This is a genomic window from Pseudomonas sp. Irchel s3a12, from assembly GCF_900187485.1.
Classification (GTDB): domain Bacteria; phylum Pseudomonadota; class Gammaproteobacteria; order Pseudomonadales; family Pseudomonadaceae; genus Aquipseudomonas; species Aquipseudomonas neuropathica.
The window spans coordinates 105,915-122,670 of record NZ_FYDN01000017.1; the positions used below are offsets into that span (position 1 = coordinate 105,915).

The following is a 16,756-nucleotide window of genomic DNA, read 5'->3' on the forward strand; positions in this document are numbered from 1 at the left end:
CAAGCCAGCTCCCACAAGGATTCATGTCGCTCACAGATTTTGTAATCAACACTGAACCCTGTGGGAGCTGGCTTGCCAGCGATTGGCCGCAACTCGGTCTGAAGCCTTAGAAACAAGTCTCCATGCTCTCGATCACCGACAACTGCTCATCCACCAACAACCCCACACGCCACTTGTCGAACGTCAGGCACGGGTGCGACGTACCAAAGGAAATGATGTCGCCCACGCGCAACTCAACGCCCGGCGCCACCGTCATGAACGCGTGCTGATCCATCACCGCCGTGACCTTGCACGCACCGACATCCTCGCCCAGCGCCGGCACTACGCCCGCCTTGTAGCGCAGCAACGGCACCGGCAAACCGGCATCGAACGCGACATCACGCTTGCCCAGTGCGATCACCGCAAAACCCGGCTCCGGCAGCGACTGCACGTGGGCCCAGACTTCCAGCGCCGGGCGCAAACCTTCGTGCAGATCGCTGCGACGGTCGAGTACGCAGCACTGCGCCTCTTTGTAGATGCCATGGTCGTGGGCCACGTAGCTGCCCGGGCGCAACACGCTGAGGAAACGCCCAGCGGCGTTTTGCGCTTCAAACGACTCGGCAATCAGGTCATACCAGGCCGAACCCGAGGCGGTGATGATCGGCTTGCCGATGGCGAATGCGCCGCTGTCCTGCAACTGCACCGCCAGGCGCACCAGCGACGCGGCAAATTCACGAATGCCGCTGACGGCGTGATCGCCGTGGATCACCCCTTCGTAACCTTCGATGCCGGTCAGGGCCAGCGCCGGTTGCGCGCTGATTGCCTTGGCCAGCTCAATGACTTCCTGCTCGCTGCGGCAACCGCAACGCCCGCCGACCACGCCGTACTCGATCATCACGTTGAGCTTCACCCCGCGCGAGGCGAAGTACGCGCCGAGATCAGCGACGTTGTCCGGGTGATCGACCATGCAATAGAAATCGAATGACGGATCGGCGAGCAGGTCGGCAATCAACGCCATGTTCGGCGTGCCGACCAATTGGTTGGCCATCAGCACCCGACGCACGCCATGGGCATAAGCCGCCCGGGTCTGGGTCGCGCTGGCGAGGGTGATGCCCCACGCGCCGGCGTCGAGCTGACGCTTGAACAGTGCCGGGGTCATGCTGGTTTTGCCGTGGGGCGCCAGTTCCGCGCCGCTGTCGCTGACAAATTTCTGCATCCAGTGGATGTTGTGCTCCAGCGCTGCACGATGCAGCACCAGCGCCGGCAGGCTGACGTCACGTACCAGGTGCGCGCCGATGGCAGCGTCGCCCTTTTCTCCAGCAGTATTGATGGCAGTGGTCATGGTCGAACTCCTCACATTCGCGGCTGCAGCCAGCCGCCGTTATTCGTTGATGCGCCGGGCGAGGCTGTTGGCGCTCTCGATCAGCACCCGGCGATAGTCGTTGTAATTGTTTTTCGCATCGGCCCGTGGCGCGACGATGCACAAGGTGCAAATGGCCACGCCTTGCGGGTCTTTGACCGGCGCGGCGAAGCAATGGGTAAAGGTGTCGGCAACACTGTCGAAGGAGAAGAAACCATCGATGCCGGCCTGACGGATTTCCGCCAGAAAACGCTCCAGCGGCAGGCGCTCGCCGTCGGGCAGGATGAAGTCGTTTTCGTCGATCAGGTCGATGATTTGTTGATCGCTTAAATGCGCAAGCAGCAGGCGCCCGGAGGCGGTCCACGGGATGGGGGCGTTTTCACCGATGTCGGAGGAAATGCGGAAATGCCGCTCGCCCTCCTTCATCAGTGCCACGGTGTATTTACGCCCGTTGAGCAGACACATCTGCGCGGTTTCACGGGTCTGGCTGACGATATCCTGCAAGGCATGATCGGCCTCGCGGCTGAGGTCGAAATGACGCAAATGTGCCTGACCGAGGAAGTACAACTGCCGGCCCAGGTAGACATGACCGTCCTTGCCCACCGGCTCCAGAATCCGTCGTTCGAGTAACGATGCAACCAGTTCGTAGACCGTGGATTTCGGGCTGCCGATGCCGTTGGCGATGTCATTCGGGCGCAGCGGCTGGCCGATCTCCTTGAGGAAATCGAGAATATCGAACGCCCGGTCCAGACCGCGAGCCCGGCGTTTGATGGTGTCTTCGGTCATGTCATTACTCACTCAATATTCCCTGTAGGAGCTGCCGCAGGCTGCGATCTTTTGATCTTGCCTTTCTGGCGCATCCAAAAATGCCAAAAGATCGCAGCCTTCGGCAGCTCCTACAAGAGCCGCGGTGTATCAGGCCTTTTTCTTGTACGCGATGCAATCGATCTCGACCTTGCAATCAACCATCATGCTCGCCTGCACACAGGCGCGCGCCGGTGCGTGCTCAGGCTTGAAGTACTCGCCAAAGACCTTGTTGAAACTGCTGAAATCCCGCGGATCATCCAGCCACACGCCTGCGCGCACCACGTCTTCCAGGCCATACCCGGCCTCTTCGAGAATCGCGATCAGGTTTTTCATGGTCTGATGGGTCTGCTCGACGATACCGCCCACAATAATCTCGCCATCCACCGCCGGTACCTGGCCGGACACATGCAGCCAGCCATCCGCTTCAACGGCGCGAGCGAAGGGACGTGGCTGGCCGCCAGCGGCGGTGCTGCCGGTGCCGTAACGCGTAATGCTCATGGGTGTTTCTCCTGATGTGAAAACGTAAGATTAAAACCGCGTATTTTTCAGAAACTCAGCCAGACGCGGCGATTGCGGGCGTTCGAACAGTTCCTTGGGAGGCCCCTGCTCTTCGATCCGCCCCTGATTCATGAAAACGATCTTGTCCGAGACCTCGAAGGCGAAACGCATCTCGTGCGTCACCAGCAGCATGGTCATGCCGTCTTCGGCCAGGCCCTTGATCACGTTGAGGACTTCGCCAACCAGCTCCGGGTCGAGAGCCGAAGTGACCTCATCGAAGAGCATCAGGCTCGGGTTCATCGCAATCGCCCGGGCAATCGCCACGCGCTGTTGCTGACCGCCGGACAACTGACCGGGAAAGTGATTGCGCCGCTCCAGCAAGCCGACGCGCTCCAGCCATTTCTCGGCGAGCGCCACAGCTTCATCCTTATGCATTTTCTTCACCTTGAGCAGGCCCAGGGTGACGTTCTGCAATGCGGTCAAATGCGGGAACAGGTTGAATTGCTGGAACGCCATGCCGGTCATCGCACGATGGCGGGCGATGAGTTTTTCCGCATGCCGCACACGCTTGCCGTTGACCTCGTCATAGCCGATGGATTCGCCATCGAGCAGGATCTGCCCGCCCTGGAATTCTTCGAGCATGTTCACGCAACGCAGCAGCGTGGTTTTACCCGAGCCGCTGGAGCCGATCAGCGTCACCACGTTGCCGCGCTGCATGCTCAGATCGACACCTTTGAGCACTTCGACTGCGCCGTACTGTTTGTGCAGGCCGCGGATGTCCAGCAACGCCTGAGTCTGAGGGGAAACTTGAGCTTGAGTCATGGCAAGGCCACCCGCTTTTCAATGTGCCGGCCGAGTAATTCGATGCCGTAGTTGATGACGAAGAACAGAAAACCGGCGAACAGGTAGAACTCCAGGGTCATGAAGTTCCGGGCGATGATCTGTTGGGTGCTGAGGAGCAATTCGGCGACGCCGATCACCGAGAGCAAGGTCGACGCCTTGACGATTTCCGTGGACGAGTTGACCCAGGTCGGCAGGATCTGCCGCAGCGCCTGAGGCAATAGCACGTAGCCGAGCGATTGGTAGAACGTCAGGCCGATGGCCTTGCTCGCTTCCATCTGCCCGCGCGGCAAAGCTTGCAATGCACCGCGAACAATCTCGGCGACGTGGGAACCGCAAAACAGCGTCAGGCCCAAGGCCCCGGCCTGAAATGCGCTGATCTGCCAACCGAGTGCCGGCGCCATGTAGAAACAGGCCAGCACCAACACAAACACCGGCGTGCCACGAATCAGGTCGACGTAAAAACGAAACGGCGCGCGCATCCAGAATTTGCCGTAGGTCAGCACCAGACCGGTGACCACGCCGAGCATCGTGCCGAGCAGAATCGCCAGTGCCGACACTTGCACGCTGGTCAGAAAGCCCTGCCACAACGGCTCACGCGCGACCCACAATTCATGTAACCAACTGGGAGATTCGTACATCGCAGCCTCCTATCGGCGGATCGCCAGACGCTGCTCCAGGTATCGCAGCAGCATGGCAATGAGGTAACAGGCCGCGACATACAACGCCGTGGTCACCAGCCAGGTTTCGATTACCCGGTAGCTTTCGACGTTGATCTTGCGCGCGTAATAGGTCAGCTCCGGCACCGCAATCGCGGCGGCCAGCGAGGTGTCCTTGAACAGCGAAATGAAATTGTTCGACAGCGCCGGCAGCACATTGCGCAGCATTACCGGCACGGTGACGTAGGCCTTGACCTGCCATTCACCGAGTCCGATGGCCAGCCCGGCCTCGCGCTGGCCTTTGGGGATACTCAGCAAGCCACCACGGAACACTTCGGTCAGGTACGCCCCGGCATACAACGACAGCGTGATGATGAACGACGGAATCTTGTCCAGACGAATCCCGAGACTCGGCAACGCAAAGTAGATCAACAGAATCAACACCAGAATCGGCGTGTTACGCACCACCGTGACGTACACCGAAGCCAGCACCCGCAAGGCGCGATGCTTGGAGAGCAAGGCAAACGCCATCAGCAGGCCGATCACGCAGCCGATGGCGATCGACACCAAGGCCAGTTCAAGGCCCAGACCGAGCCCCGCCAGCAAGGTGTCGAAATCGCGCCACACGGCGGCAAAGTTCAACTGATAGTTCATGGTCAGCAGTACCTTGAGCGGGGCGACTTTAATCGCCCCACTCTCACGGGATCATTTGAATTCGACAGGGAAACCGATGGCGGGCGACGGCAGATCAATACCGAACCATTGTTTGAACGAGGCGGCGTAGGTCGGGAATTCAACGCCGGTCATCGCTTCATGCAGTGCGGTGTTAACGAAGTTCAGCCAATCCTGATCGCCTCGTTTGACTGCGCACGCGTAAGTCTGTGGGCTCCACGCATAGGTCGGGCTGCGGTAGCGGCCAGGGTTCTGCACCATCAGGTATTTGACCGAGGACTGGTCAGTGGCGGCGGCATCGGCGCGGCCGGAGTTCACGGCCTGGTACATCAGGTCGACGCTGTCGTACTGATCGACCTTGGCTTTTGGCAATGCTTGATGCACCAGCTCTTCGGCGTAGACGTTTTGCAGCACCGCCACGGTGACGCTGTCGCCGGCGGCTTGCAGGTCTTCGATTTCCTTGTACTTGCTGTTGTTCGGCAGCAGCAGGCCGACGCCTTCGCGGTAGTACGGCAGGGTGAACGCCACTTGCTGCGCACGGCTGGCGGTGACGGTGATGAACTGGCAGCTCATGTCGACTTTGTCGGTGAGCAGATTGGGAATTCGCGCATCGGACGACTGCACGACGAATTCGACCTTGCTCGGGTCGTTGAACAGACCTTTGGCCACCATCCTGGCGATGTCGATATCAAACCCCTGCAACTTGCCGTCCGCGCCCTGAAAGTGCCACGGCGCATTGGTGCTGCCGGTGCCCACGATCAACTTGCCACGGGCCAGAACACTGTCGAGCTTGCTGTCGGCTGCCTGGGCCATACCCATGACAGCGGACGAAGCCACAAGAACAAAAACACACGCTTTGAACAACGAAGGACGGCGATGCATGGCAAGCACTCCAGGATGGTGTTTATTCCGCTATACCGGAACACGGTTTGTTACTACGGAATAGACAGCAGAAAGTGTGCCACAGGATTGGCTGAAAAACATGCGTGTGTAGAAAATCGAACCTATTCAGAGTGTTAGTTGAAAGCCGGAATCAAGAGAAAACAAGACTGCTGCCTGATGCGCGCTACCAAATGCAACCCTGTGGGAAGTAACGTCACATTTGTGTGCATCCGGATGCCTGATCAAATCCACGATCAAGGTCCAACGCGGGGATGAAAAAGACGTTTGACAAGCCATGACCACTCATCGGATTTACGGCTACACCTGTCAGAGTTGACAGTTGTCGAGGGGCAGATTTACAAGCCTACTGACTTGGCCAATCAGGGCTTGAAAGCACTCTCGATAAGGATATTCGTAATGGCCAACCTCATTAAAAACTACGACTTTTCTCAGCAAGGCGAGCATTGGACGGCGACCAACCCGGAGAATGTGCTCTACGTAACCGGTCACTGCATCGTCGCTGCCCCCGACTCAATCAGTCAGGAAGTCCTCACCGGCAGCGGCGGCGGTGGGCAGTTCATGCTCTCCGCAAGGCTGAAAACTTTACCTAGCCATGCTGCCCGTATCACTGTTGAGCCTCTTCCAACAGGCGAAAAAGTTCACCTTGACCTTCATGGCGGTCAAGAGTGGATAGTGCTGTCGAAGAAATTTGACGTACAGATCTCGACCCTCAAGTTCAAAGTCACGCTGGAAGCCAGTGATGGTGAGTTTGGTGTCCCAGGATCTTATTTTGGCGATGTGGTGCTGTCGAAGTTGCTCTAACACACCGCTGAAGTCAGACAAGCGAGTCGCCACTCAATGGTGACTCGCTTTTACGCCTCGTGAATGCATTGCCGAGTATCGTGAAAAGGAGTTTTCAATGAGTTCGCCAGCCCCTCACTCAGCGCTACCCACTACCTACCGCAAAGCCCTGAAAACCTGGCGTCCGGTAATTCTGTACTTCGCCAACGAACACTGCCCCGCCTGCGAATGGGCCGGGCCGGTGTTTCGCCAGGTTGCCGAGCCGTACCGGCATCGCGCCAACATCTACATGCTCAAAACCAGCGAATCGCCACGTCATCCGCAAGTGACCGGCACGCCGACGGTGCTGTTCTACAAGAACGGCAGGCTGGTGAAAAAGCTCAAGGGGATTGGCACTGAAGAAACGTTGGCGGCTGACTTCGCCTTGCATATTGGCAAGACCAAGGCACCCGGTACTCATTTGAAACCACGGCATGATCTGCCGTGGTTGCGCCGAACGTTGAGCAGGCTCTGCACGATCACGCGTGCGCATCGGCGGATGATTTGAGGCAATGCATTTACCCTAATCGTTGCGGCGTCTGACAAATCGCTTTCGCGGGCAAGCCCGCGAAGGGGCCGCCACTGTCAGCGCCGGACCTGGATTTACGCGGCCTCACGCACCAACAACACCCGCGTCACCCGCCGTTCTTCAACAGCCTTGACGGTCATCTGCCAGCCTTCATATTCCAGACGATCACCCATCATCGGCAGCCGATCCAGCAAGCTCATCACCAACCCGGCCATGGTCTGATAATCCTCGGTAGGCTCGGCGCCGAAACCGGTGTGTTGGCGGACACGCGTCAGGTTCAACGCACCACTGACCATGAAACCGCCCTGCTCTTCCACCACATCCGGCCCTTCGACTTCGCTGGCATCAGGCAACTCGCCGGCAATCGATTCGAGAATGTCGGTCATGGTCAACACGCCGACAAAATCGCCGAACTCGTTGACCACAAAGGCAATGTGGGTCGACGCTGCGCGCATCTGCTCCAGCGCGTTGAGGATCGAATAGCTGTCGAGAAGATTGACAGTCTTGCGCGCCAGATGCTCCAGGTTCGGCTCAGTGCCAGCCAGGTATTCCTTGAGCAGTTCCTTCTTGTGCACGAAGCCCAGCGGTTCATCCACTACGCCGTCGCGGATCAGCGGCAGGCGAGAGTAGGACGAGTGCATCAACTTCGTGCGAATCGCCTCAGCGTCATCCGCCAGGTCGATGGTGTCGACATCGGCGCGCACGGTCATCAAATGGCGGATCGGCCGCTCGGCCAGTTGCAGTACGCCACTGATCATCACCCGTTCGCGACGGTCGAACAGTTCCTCGCTTGGCGCTTCTCCGTTGTCCAGCAGGTCGGAAATTTCCTCGCCGACCTCTTCCGCCGCCAGTTTGCGCCCGCCCAGCAAGCGCATGACCGCATGAGCCGTGCGCTCGCGGATCGGCCGCAAACCCTGCATCGAACGCTTGCGGCGAGCCCGGGCGATCTGGTTGAACACCTCGATCAGAATCGAGAAACCGATGGCGGCGTACAGATAACCTTTCGGAATGTGGAAGCCCAGACCTTCGGCCGTCAGGGCAAAACCAATCATCATCAGGAAGCCCAGACACAGCATGATCACCGTCGGGTGCGCGTTGACGAAGCGCGTCAGCGGTTTGCTGGCGACAATCATCAAGCCAATCGAGATGATCACCGCGATCATCATCACCGCCAGTTCATCGACCATGCCCACGGCCGTGATCACCGCATCCAGCGAGAACACCGCGTCGAGCACCACAATCTGCGCGACGATCGGCCAGAACAAGGCGTAAGCGGCGTTGGTCGTGCGCTCACCGATGTGGCCTTCAAGGCGTTCGTGCAATTCCATGGTGGCCTTGAACAGCAGGAACACACCACCGAACAACATGATCAGGTCGCGACCAGAGAAACTCTTGTCGAACACCTCGAACAATGGCTGCGTGAGGGTGACCAGCCAGGAAATACTCGCCAACAGGCCAAGGCGCATGATCAGCGCCAGCGACAGGCCAATAATCCGCGCGCGGTCACGCTGATGCGGTGGCAGCTTGTCTGCCAGAATTGCAATGAACACCAGGTTGTCGATACCCAGCACCAGTTCCAGCACGATCAAAGTCAACAAGCCTAACCAGGCCGTGGGATCCGCTAACCATTCCATAAAACGTCTCTATCTCTCTCGATGAATTCAGGCTGCCGGACACGGCAAAGCGCAACGCGAAGGCTTTAGGGCCGCGTTAGCAACGATAGTCGGATGTCGGAAAACCGGATGCTGCGAGTGCGTCAAGACCGCGCCATGGCGCGAGGGGAAGGTGCGACTGGGAGGCTCCGAGAGGGTGTTCATGCAAATCCTGAATGAAAAATGGCCTTGGAGCGTACAGGCTTTGGGAACATTTCCTACAGCGGCAAATCATTTCAAAATCTGTAATCCACACCGAAACCCACTGTAGGAGCTGCCGAAGGCTGCGATCCTTTGATCTTGTTTTCTAATTCGAAAGTCAAAAGATCGCAGCCTTCGGCAGCTTCTACAGTACGGTATCAGCGTCCGGCAAAACGCAGCCGGGACAACTGCCGCAAATCCCCTTCGATGTAATAGTCATTCGTCCAACGGTCATCCACCGCCAACGGACTCACTTGCTTCAACGCCAGTTTTTTCGCGAAATAGCGAAAGCGGTAATGCTCATAAAACCGCAGCAGCTCCAGCCCGTAACGATCCGCCAGATCGGTGTCGCCACGAATGATCAGGTAGTTTTCGTCGTTGCCATTGCTCGCTGAAGCGCTGAGGTTGTGGCTGCCGCTGATGATCGTTGGTGTGTCCGTGGTGAAGTCGGTGACCACGGCTTTGGTGTGCACCAGCAGATTGCCTTTCTGGCCTTTCATGTTCTCGCGCAGCCAGCCTTCCAGCCCGGTGTTGAGCAATGCGGTGGCGGCGAATTCGGCGCTGCGGTCGGCGTGAAAACCGGTGATTCGGCTGGCAGTGTTCTGCAGGCCATAACGCAAAATGTCGTCGTGGGGCTGGCCGAGTAACGCGTTAAGAATCGCGTCCGGCAGCGAGAACGCGGTGACGAACAGCACGTCCTTTTTCGCCGCGCTGATGATCTGCACGAACGCCTGCAGATCGGCCCCGCCGGTGCGCGGCGAGAACCCGGCGAACAAAGGTTGCTGCGGATTCATCGGGTTGTGTTCGGTAATCCAGTCACGGGTAACGCCGATATCATCCGGCTGCGCCCAGATCTGCTCGAACGTCTGCAGATAACTGGCGGCAATCGATGCATCGTCCAGCACATGCACCACGTTGGCCTGACGATAAACTCCGTTGGCGGTGAAATTGGTGCTGCCACATAAAACCGCTTCAGGCTGATGAGTGCCGCTGGCATCAACGCGGCTGAGGACCATGAATTTGTTGTGAAAGATATTGTGGGTCACTCGCCCGCGTTTGCTCGCGGGAGGCAGTGCCGCCAGGCTCGCTTCGTTGATCGTGGTGTCTTCATCATCGGGCCGGGCGTGATACAGCACCCGCACCTTTACGCCACGCATGAACGCCGCGTTCACCGCATCGACGATTGCCTGCAACTGATACTCGTAAATCGCGATATCCAGCGCCCACTGACCATCGACCGCACGCTCGATAAACCCGAGCAATCGTGTGAGCAAGCCGTTTTCCAACCATTGCCGCGGCGCATCGGGCCAGGCTTCGATGGGCATGTTTTTGTTGGCGCTGATCTGCGCGTCGAGATCGGGAAACTTGCGCTGGAATGCCTGACTGGCGGCGACCGCACGGTTGAATATCACGCTTTGATTGCTCGGGTGACCGTCATCGGAGGTCAAAGTCAGTTCCAACGACTCTCCCAACTGCACGGCATCCGCGGTGCCGTAGGCCAGATGCACGCGATAGTGAAGGGTCATGCCCGGATTGACCGCGTAATCGGCCCAGCGAAATTTCTGCAGCGGGGCTTTATCGCTTGGGGTGGCGTGGAACTGGGGGAAGGTATGCGCCTTGCCAGGGAAGGTCAGGCTGTTGAACAGGAACAACCAGGGTTTGGCGCCCTGCTGCTTTTCGATGGCGAAACCCAACAGGCCTTTGCGCCGGGATTCGGCCAGATCCATGGCCAGCAGCACGCCGTTGGTGCCGGCGTAGGCCTTTACACGGAAATCGTCCTGAGGGTTTTTGACCACAACGCGCATCGCTCACTCCTTGTGATTGGGGCTGGGTGCAGCATAGAGCAGTGATGCGGGTTTTGAGTGTTCGGCTCTAGACCGGGTCGATGCAATCGCGAGCAGGCTCACTCCTACATTTGGAATGCGTTCCCCTGTAGGAGTGAGCATGCTCGCGATGAGGCCCCGACCAGACACAGAAAGTATCAGAGGGAAATCAGTTCATCGATATGTCGATACTGCGCATCCAATGCCGTCGCCAGATCCTTGGCCCGGCCCAACCGGATCGGCCCACGCTCGATATCGATCAACAACCCCGGGCACGCCAGCGCCGGTAATCCCGCCCACTGTTTCAGACGCCCATCGGTCACCACCAGCAAGCGTTGCTGCTCGGCAGGAAAGCGCTTGCGCCGCACCGTCAGCCACTGCCCGGCCTGCTCCAGCGCCGCCAGCAACGGCGTGCCACCGCCTGCACCCAAAGCTTCCAGCCACACCCGCAAGCCGCTGGACGCCTTCAATCCCTGCACCTGCCATTTCGGCACCGAGCCACTGGCCGTCAACAATGCGAGTCGCGCCCGTTGCCGGTAAGCATCATCGAACAATTGCGCGAGCAAACCTTTGGCATCGCTCAAGGCCTGATGGCGGCGGGTCGAGGCGGAGGCATCGACGATCACCAGCCACAATTCATGCGGTGAGCGCGTGCGCAGTTGAAACAGCAGATCTTCGCGCGTTCGAGGCCGCCCGTTGAGTAACGAACCCGGCCAATTCACCATACCGCTGCGCGCCTTATGGCGCTTGCCTTGGCGTCCGTTGTCCAGCCGACCGGCGCGGGGTCTGGCATTCGCCCCCGCGTCGGATCGGGGGCGAATGCCTAAAGCTTTTTTGGCCAGCTCGGCACTTCGCGGCGGGCACCGGTGGCGAGCGCAGGCGCCGGCATGTCGCCCCACTGGCCCTGCCCTTCACTCGGTGATGCCTGAGTCGTGGCCGGCGACTGGGCCGGTTGCGGCGGATTCGATGGCGCTTGCTCACGGCGCCGATGGCGCAGGGCAAACTCGGCGACAGCGTCGATATCCTCTGCGTCAATCACCTCAGCTCCGCGCCACGCTGCGTGGGCACGTGCGGCGCGCAACCAGACCAGGTCGGCACGCAGACCATCAACCCCGGCGGCGAAACAACGCTCGGTGATCTGCGCCAGTGCGGCATCATCCAGCGGAATATCGGCCAGGGCACGACGAGCGTTTTCGCAACGCGCACGCAAGGCTTGCTGCTCGGCTTGCCACTGTGCGCAGAACCCTTGCGGGTCGCTGTCGAAATCCAGTCGCCGACGGATGATCTGTCCGCGTTCGGTCGGTGCCGTGTGGCCACTGAGGGCGACGTTCAGGCCAAAGCGGTCGAGCAGTTGCGGACGCAACTCGCCCTCTTCCGGGTTCATCGTGCCGATCAGCACGAACTTCGCCGAATGCCGATGGGAAATGCCGTCGCGCTCGATCAGATTGGTGCCGCTGGCGGCAACGTCGAGCAGCAGATCAACGAGGTGATCGGGCAGCAGATTGACTTCATCGACGTAGAGTACGCCGCCGTCAGCCTTGGCCAGCACACCTGGTGAGAATTGTGCGCGGCCCTCGCTGAGAGCAGCGTCAAGGTCGAGAGTACCGACCAGACGTTCTTCGGTGGCGCCCAGCGGCAAGGTGACGAATTGACCGCTGGCGAGCAGATCGGCCAGGCCCCGGGCCAGGGTGGATTTGGCCATGCCGCGCGGGCCTTCGATCAGCACGCCGCCGATTTTCGGGTCGATGGCGGTGAGGCACAGGGCGAGCTTGAGGTCATCGGCGCCGACCACGGCGGAGAGCGGGAAATGCGGGGTGTCGGTCATTTGGGTTTTCTCTGTCGTGGTCTTGGGTGTGCTTGAGTGTTGTGGTGTGTCAGTCGGGGTGGTGGCCCTCACCCTAGCCCTCACCCAGGGGGAGAGGGAACTGATTGCGGTGTTCTTGCAAGTTGCGCCGACCTGAATTATCGAGTTGAACTCAGCCTCCAAAGCCAACACAAATCGGCTCCCTTACCCCCTTACTCCCTTGGGGAGAGGGAACTGACCTAGGTGTTCTTTCGAATTCCGTCGACCTGATACGTCGGGCCGAACTCAGACTTCGACAGCAACGCAAATCGGCTCCCTCTCCCTTCGTGAGAGGGCTGGGGTGAAGGTAGCTTTTGGCCGGTTACATATCTTCCTCAATATCCAGCAGCAGATTCTCCAGCGCTCCCTTATAAGCCCCAGGCTCCTGCCACATCCCCCGCTGCTGTGCCTCAAGCAGGCGCTCGGTCATGTCCCGCAGCGCATGCGGATTGTGCTCGCGAACAAATTCCCGCGTTGCCGGATCCAGCAGATAAGCATCGGCCAGCAAAGCGTACTGGTGGTCATCGATCAACTGCGTCGTCGCATCGAACGCGAACAGGTTATCAACCGTCGCGGCCATTTCGAACGCGCCTTTATAGCCGTGGCGCTTGACCCCGTCGATCCATTTCGGATTGACCGCTCGTGAGCGAATCACCCGGTTCAGCTCTTCTTTCAAGGTGCGAATCTTCGGCAGATCCGGTTGACTGTGATCGCCGTGATAACTCGCCGCCGCTTCGCCGCGCAAGCTTTCCACGGCAGCGAGCATGCCGCCCTGGAACTGGTAGTAATCATTGGAATCGAGCAGGTCGTGCTCGCGGTTGTCCTGATTCTGCAGCACCGCTTGTACCTGACTCAGGCGCTGAACGAACTGCTCGCGTGCAGCGGTGCCCTCATCAGCACCACCATAGGCGTACGCGCCCCAGTTCAGATAAACCTCAGCGAGATCTTCACGGCTCTGCCACAAGCGACCGTCGATGGCGCCCTGCACGCCTGCGCCGTACGCGCCGGGTTTGGCGCCGAAGATCCGCCATCCGGCCTGACGCCGCGCGGTGTCCTCATCGAGGCCCGATTGCCGCAGCGCCTCGCGCTCGGCACGCACTTTCGCGGCCAGCGGGTTGAGGTCGTCCGGCTCGTCCAGCGCTGCCACTGCTTGCACGGCGGCGTCGAACAGGCGAATCAGATTGGCGAAGGCATCCCGAAAAAACCCGGAAACTCGCAGCGTGACATCGACGCGCGGACGATCAAGCAGGCTCAGCGGCAGAATCTCGAAATCATCAACGCGCTGACTGCCAGTGGCCCACACCGGACGCACGCCCATCAGTGCCATGGCCTGGGCGATGTCGTCGCCACCAGTGCGCATGGTCGCGGTGCCCCACACGGACAATCCGAGCTGGCGCAGGTGATCGCCGTGGTCTTGCAGGTGCCGTTCCAGAATCAACGTCGCCGACTGGAAACCGATGCGCCACGCGGTGGTGGTCGGCAGGTTGCGCACGTCGACCGAGTAGAAGTTGCGGCCGGTGGGCAGCACGTCAAGGCGACCACGGCTGGGTGCACCGCTGGGGCCGGCGGGGACGAAGCGACCGCTGAGGGCGTCGAGCAGGCCGCGCATTTCGGCGGGGCCGCAGGCATCGAGGCGTGGGGCGACGACTTCGCGCAGATGGTCAAGGATTGCACTGACCTCCACCCAACGCGGTCCTTGTAGGAGTGAGCCTGCTCGCGATAGCGGTGTGTCAGTGGACTCAATGTTGGCTGACACACCGCCATCGCGAGCAGGCTTGCTCCCACAAGGGATTTGCAGGGACTCGGAGATCAACGCAGTGGCAAACAGTTCGAGGCGTTCGCGGGTGTCGCCGGCGGTGCGCCAGACTTCGTCGCCGATCGATTGCAATTGATCGGGGCGCGGGCCAGTCCAAGGGTCGGCCAGCGCGCAATCGAGCGGGTCGAAACCCAGTTCGAACGCTTTGGCCAATGCCCGCAATAAACTCGACTGCGCGCCTTTGCCATCGCCACGCGGTATACGCAGCAAAGCCAACAACGTATCAATGCGCAAACGCCCGCTCGGCGATTCACCAAAAATGTGCAAGCCATCGCGAATCTGCGATTCCTTCAGATCACACAAATAGGTATCGAGACGTGGCAGCCAGATCGCCGCATCCGCATCGCTGTCCAGCGCGGCATCGAGTTGCAGTTCGCGGTCGATCTGCGTCTCGCGGACCAATAGCAGAATGTCGCGCTGCAGTTCACGGGCGCGGCGCGGATCAAGCAGCTGCGCTTCGTAATACTCGTCGGCCAGCAGCTCCAGATTGCGCAACGGGCCGTAGGTTTCGGCGCGGGTCAGCGGCGGCATCAGGTGATCGATAATCACCGCTTGCGTGCGCCGTTTGGCCTGCGCGCCCTCTCCCGGATCGTTAACGATAAACGGATAGATATTTGGCAGCGGCCCGAGCAACGCATCCGGCCAGCAGTTCTCCGAAAGACCGACGCCTTTGCCCGGCAGCCATTCGAGGTTGCCGTGTTTGCCAACGTGGATCACGCCGTGGGCGCCGTAGGTGTTGCGCAACCAGAAATAGAACGCCAGATAAGCGTGCGGCGGCACCAGATCGGGGTCGTGATAGACCGCGCTCGGATCGACCTGATAACCGCGCGCCGGCTGAATACCGACGAAGGTCAGGCCGAAGCGCAGACCGGCGATCATCATCCTCCCGTCGCGGCACATCGGGTCGTTTTGCGGCGTGCCCCAGCGTTCGATCACAGCGCTGCGATTAGCCTCGGGCAGCGCGTTGAACATCGTCAGATAAGCGTCCATGGCCAGGCTTTGCTGGCACGGACGCAGATCAATGGTGTCGAGATCGTTGCTGACGCCACCGAGCAATTGCTCGATCAACTCGGTGCCGCTATTCGGCAGTTCAGCGGTGAGCGGATATCCCTCAGCCTGCAATGCACGCAGGATGTTCAGCGCCGCCGCCGGCGTGTCGAGACCGACACCGTTGCCGATGCGCCCATCACGGGTCGGATAGTTGGCGAGGATCAATGCGATGCGTTTTTCGCCATTCGGCACCCGCGCCAGATCAATCCAGCGCCGCGCCAGTTCAGCGACAAAATCCATGCGCTCGGGCTGCGCGCGATAGCAGACGACATCGGACTGACTGCGCTCACTGCGCCAGGCCAGATCCTTGAAGCTGATCGGTCGGCTGATGATGCGTCCGTCGAGTTCCGGCAAGGCAATATGCATCGCCAGATCGCGCGGGCCGAGGCCCTGCTCGCTGTCACGCCAGCCGGGCTCGTTGTCCTGCGCGCAGATCGCCTGGATCACCGGAATGTTGCGGCGAAACGGCCGCAAGTGCGGGGCCTCAGGGCTGGATTGAGCGAATCCGGTGGTGTTGAGAATCACCCCGGCCTCAACCTCGTCCAGCCAGTCCTCGACCACCGTCAGGCAGCCGGGTTCTTTCAGACTGGCCACCGCGATCGGCAGCGGATTCAGCCCCGCCGCTTGCAAGCGCTGGCAGAACACATCGATGAATGCGGTGTTCGCCGCTTGTAAATGCGAGCGGTAAAACAACACCGCCGCGACCGGGCGTGCAGGCAGCCAATCGGCTTGCCAGTCACTCAGTGCGGCGCTGGTTTTATTCGGGTGGTAAATCGCCGTGCGCGGCAGCGCCTGCGGTTCTTCCCAGACGTAATCGCGAGCCAGCCAACGGTTGGCGAGGCAGCGGAAAAAGTCCAGCGCATTGCCCAGGCCGCCCTGGCGCAGGAATTGCCAGAGGCGATCACGATCCACAGCGTTGACGGTGCTCAGGTCGCTGAGTTCCGGATCAGGACGGTCATCGCCCGGCACCAGAATCACCTGCACACCGCGCTCGGACAGTTCGATCAGACGCTCGACGCCGTAGCGCCAATAGGCGATGCCGCCGTGCAGCGAGATCAGGATCACCTTGGCGTGGCGCAGCACTTCGTCGACGTACAGATCGACCGAAGCATGGTTCTGCACCTGCATCGGGTTGGCCAGACGCAGGCTCGGGTAATCTTCCGGCAACTGCTGCGCGGCTTCGGCGAGCAGCGCGAGACTGGAGTCGCCGCTGCACAGGATCACCAGCTCGGCGGGGGTTTGGCCAAGGTCGGCAATGTTGTCATCCGAGACGAAACCGCCGGGCTGAGTCCTGAGCAGGTGCAT

14 protein-coding genes are annotated in these 16,756 nt (G+C 60.1%); 2 read left to right on the forward strand and 12 right to left on the reverse strand.

The window, feature by feature from the left end:
* Positions 1–106 precede the first annotated feature (106 nt).
* The 7 genes from CKW14_RS25465 to CKW14_RS25495 all read right to left on the reverse strand — a co-directional run bounded on the left by CKW14_RS25465 (position 107) and on the right by CKW14_RS25495 (position 5,697).
* Positions 107–1,321 (reverse strand): amino acid deaminase, encoded by a 1,215-nt coding sequence (locus CKW14_RS25465; RefSeq protein WP_095126362.1) that lies wholly within the window; start codon positions 1,319–1,321, stop codon positions 107–109.
* 39 nt (positions 1,322–1,360) lie between these two features.
* Complete coding sequence (locus CKW14_RS25470) at positions 1,361–2,125, reverse strand: IclR family transcriptional regulator (RefSeq protein WP_095126363.1); 765 nt, start codon at positions 2,123–2,125, stop codon at positions 1,361–1,363.
* Between the two features lie 129 nt (positions 2,126–2,254).
* Entirely contained in the window at positions 2,255–2,644 is a 390-nt protein-coding gene (locus CKW14_RS25475) for a RidA family protein (RefSeq protein WP_007912330.1), read from the reverse strand.
* Positions 2,645–2,674: 30 nt separating this feature from the next.
* A complete protein-coding gene (locus tag CKW14_RS25480; protein WP_095047812.1) occupies positions 2,675–3,466 on the reverse strand; it encodes an amino acid ABC transporter ATP-binding protein in 792 nt (263 codons plus the stop codon).
* Positions 3,463–4,125, reverse strand: coding sequence for an amino acid ABC transporter permease (locus CKW14_RS25485; protein WP_095047813.1), 663 nt, complete (start codon positions 4,123–4,125; stop codon positions 3,463–3,465). The genes CKW14_RS25480 and CKW14_RS25485 overlap by 4 nt, the downstream gene beginning before the upstream one ends.
* Positions 4,126–4,134: 9 nt before the next feature.
* Positions 4,135–4,797 carry an amino acid ABC transporter permease gene (locus tag CKW14_RS25490; RefSeq protein ID WP_003225455.1) on the reverse strand — a complete coding sequence of 221 codons (663 nt, stop codon included), beginning with the start codon at positions 4,795–4,797 and terminating at the stop codon, positions 4,135–4,137.
* A gap of 51 nt (positions 4,798–4,848) precedes the next feature.
* On the reverse strand, positions 4,849–5,697 hold the full coding sequence (locus CKW14_RS25495; protein WP_095047814.1) for a transporter substrate-binding domain-containing protein: 849 nt from the start codon (positions 5,695–5,697) through the stop codon (positions 4,849–4,851).
* A gap of 417 nt (positions 5,698–6,114) precedes the next feature.
* Between CKW14_RS25495 and CKW14_RS25500 the strand changes: the two genes are divergently transcribed.
* Positions 6,115–6,519 carry a hypothetical protein gene (locus CKW14_RS25500; protein ID WP_095047815.1) on the forward strand — a complete coding sequence of 135 codons (405 nt, stop codon included), beginning with the start codon at positions 6,115–6,117 and terminating at the stop codon, positions 6,517–6,519.
* 97 nt (positions 6,520–6,616) lie between these two features.
* Positions 6,617–7,045: a co-chaperone YbbN gene (locus CKW14_RS25505; RefSeq protein ID WP_095047816.1), complete on the forward strand. Its 429-nt coding sequence runs from the start codon at positions 6,617–6,619 to the stop codon at positions 7,043–7,045.
* A 95-nt stretch (positions 7,046–7,140) separates the two neighbouring features.
* Here the strand turns inward: CKW14_RS25505 and CKW14_RS25510 are convergent, their stop codons facing one another.
* The 5 genes from CKW14_RS25510 to cobN all read right to left on the reverse strand — a co-directional run bounded on the left by CKW14_RS25510 (position 7,141) and on the right by cobN (position 16,756).
* Complete coding sequence (locus tag CKW14_RS25510) at positions 7,141–8,700, reverse strand: TerC family protein (protein ID WP_095126364.1); 1,560 nt, start codon at positions 8,698–8,700, stop codon at positions 7,141–7,143.
* Positions 8,701–9,077: 377 nt separating this feature from the next.
* A complete protein-coding gene (locus CKW14_RS25515; protein WP_095126365.1) occupies positions 9,078–10,724 on the reverse strand; it encodes a phospholipase D-like domain-containing protein in 1,647 nt (548 codons plus the stop codon).
* A 176-nt stretch (positions 10,725–10,900) separates the two neighbouring features.
* Positions 10,901–11,641: a VWA domain-containing protein gene (locus tag CKW14_RS25520; protein WP_256587302.1), complete on the reverse strand. Its 741-nt coding sequence runs from the start codon at positions 11,639–11,641 to the stop codon at positions 10,901–10,903.
* The gene (locus CKW14_RS25525) at positions 11,566–12,567 is read right to left on the reverse strand and encodes an ATP-binding protein (RefSeq protein WP_095126366.1); all 1,002 of its coding nucleotides are present in this window, start codon (positions 12,565–12,567) and stop codon (positions 11,566–11,568) included. Before CKW14_RS25525 ends, CKW14_RS25520 begins: the two co-directional genes overlap by 76 nt.
* A gap of 340 nt (positions 12,568–12,907) precedes the next feature.
* Positions 12,908–16,756, reverse strand: a complete 3,849-nt coding sequence (gene cobN / locus CKW14_RS25530; protein WP_095126367.1) for a cobaltochelatase subunit CobN — start codon at positions 16,754–16,756, stop codon at positions 12,908–12,910.